This window comes from Companilactobacillus sp. FL22-3, from assembly GCF_054881455.1.
In genome coordinates this window covers 1-1,398 of sequence record NZ_JBTYYZ010000027.1, presented here as the reverse complement: position 1 = coordinate 1,398, position 1,398 = coordinate 1, and the positions used below count along the sequence as shown (strand labels likewise).

At 37.3% G+C, this 1,398-nt stretch carries 2 protein-coding genes; both read left to right on the top strand.

The genetic code is table 11. From position 1 onward, the window contains the following. The coding region (locus ACYT32_RS12315) for a transposase (protein ID WP_395266466.1) at nucleotides 1-463 on the top strand (463 nt) is incomplete at its 5' end. Further along, a complete protein-coding gene (locus ACYT32_RS12310; protein ID WP_395266468.1) occupies nucleotides 463-1,359 on the top strand; it encodes an IS3 family transposase in 897 nt (298 codons plus the stop codon). The genes ACYT32_RS12315 and ACYT32_RS12310, both read left to right, overlap by 1 nt. Nucleotides 1,360-1,398: the final 39 nt, after the last annotated feature.

Here is a 1,398-nt window from a genome sequence, read left to right as displayed (position 1 = left end):
TCATCTTGCGGAGAAACATAATATATCCAAACGACAAGTTAGTTTTTGGATTCAAAAGTACCGTTTAAGCGGTGCAGACGCGCTTAAACGAAAAAGGACTAAAAGAAATTTCACGGCTGAATTCAAAATGGATGTGATAAACTACTATCAAACTCATGATGAAACTTTAGCCGAAGTGTCCGCAAAATTTGATGTTAATTCATGTCAGATAAGCTTTTGGAGGACGGCCTTCAACCAGTATGGTATAGAAGCCTTGAAGTCTCATCCGAAAGGCAGGAAATCTAAAGTGAAACATGATAAAAAGAAGTTACGTAAATTGGTAAATAAGAACGAGGTAGATCGACTTCGTGAAGAGCTGGCAAAGAAAAATCAGGAATTGTACGATACAAAGTTGGAGAATGACATCTTAAAAAAATCAATGACCCTGTTCGGGACCTCAAAGGGCGAGAAAAAACGCAAATAGTGGATCAGATCAGGGTCGAACAAGAGTCCCTTCCCAAAAAAGAACGATATAAAATCGGTGAAATCCTTAAGGCTATTGGTCTTAAGAAAGCTACATACCATGATGAACGTAAGCGCATCAAGAATCATCTAGATAAGTATAAAGACATCAAAGTAGAGATATTGAAAATTGCAGAAAGAGGCAGATGGCGCGGACGTCTAACCTTCGGTTATAGACGTGTAAATGACGAACTAGCTAAGTTGAATATCCATGTGGCCGACGCCGTAGTGCGTCGCTTAATGGGCGAATTAGGAGTTCAAGTGAGTCTTTATAATCAACATAAGAACGGAAAGTACTCTTCATATAAAGGTACTGTCGGAAAAGTAGCTCCCAATGTTTTAAAACAAAAATTTGATGAAACTGTACCCTTCAAAATTCTACACACTGATGTTACACAAGTTCGCTTAGCAGATACTAAATGGGCTTATATCTCTGCAATAACAGATGAGGCAAGTAAAGAAGTCCTGGCCTTTCAAATGAGTAATAGTCCTAATAGTGAATTGATTATGGATACCCTAAATGAACTCATAATGGTTCTTCCAGAAGAAACAATGCCAACAATTCATTCTGACCAGGGCTGGCATTACCAATTAGAATATTATATTGATAAACTCTCTGAAAATGATTTTGTACAAAGTATGTCTCGCAAGGGAAATTGTCTAGATAATGCGCCAATTGAAAGTTTCTTCCATCTCTACAAAACAGAATGTCTTAATGGATTTCCGCCTTGCGAAAATATTGAAGAACTTCAAGAGATTTCAAAAGAATACGTCAAATGGTTTAATGATCAAAGAGTTTCAAGAAAAACAAAAGGCATGACTCCCCGTGAATACAGGGAGCATGCCTTGGTAGCTTAAAAATTATTCAATTTTGTCTAACTTTTGTGTTGCACTTCA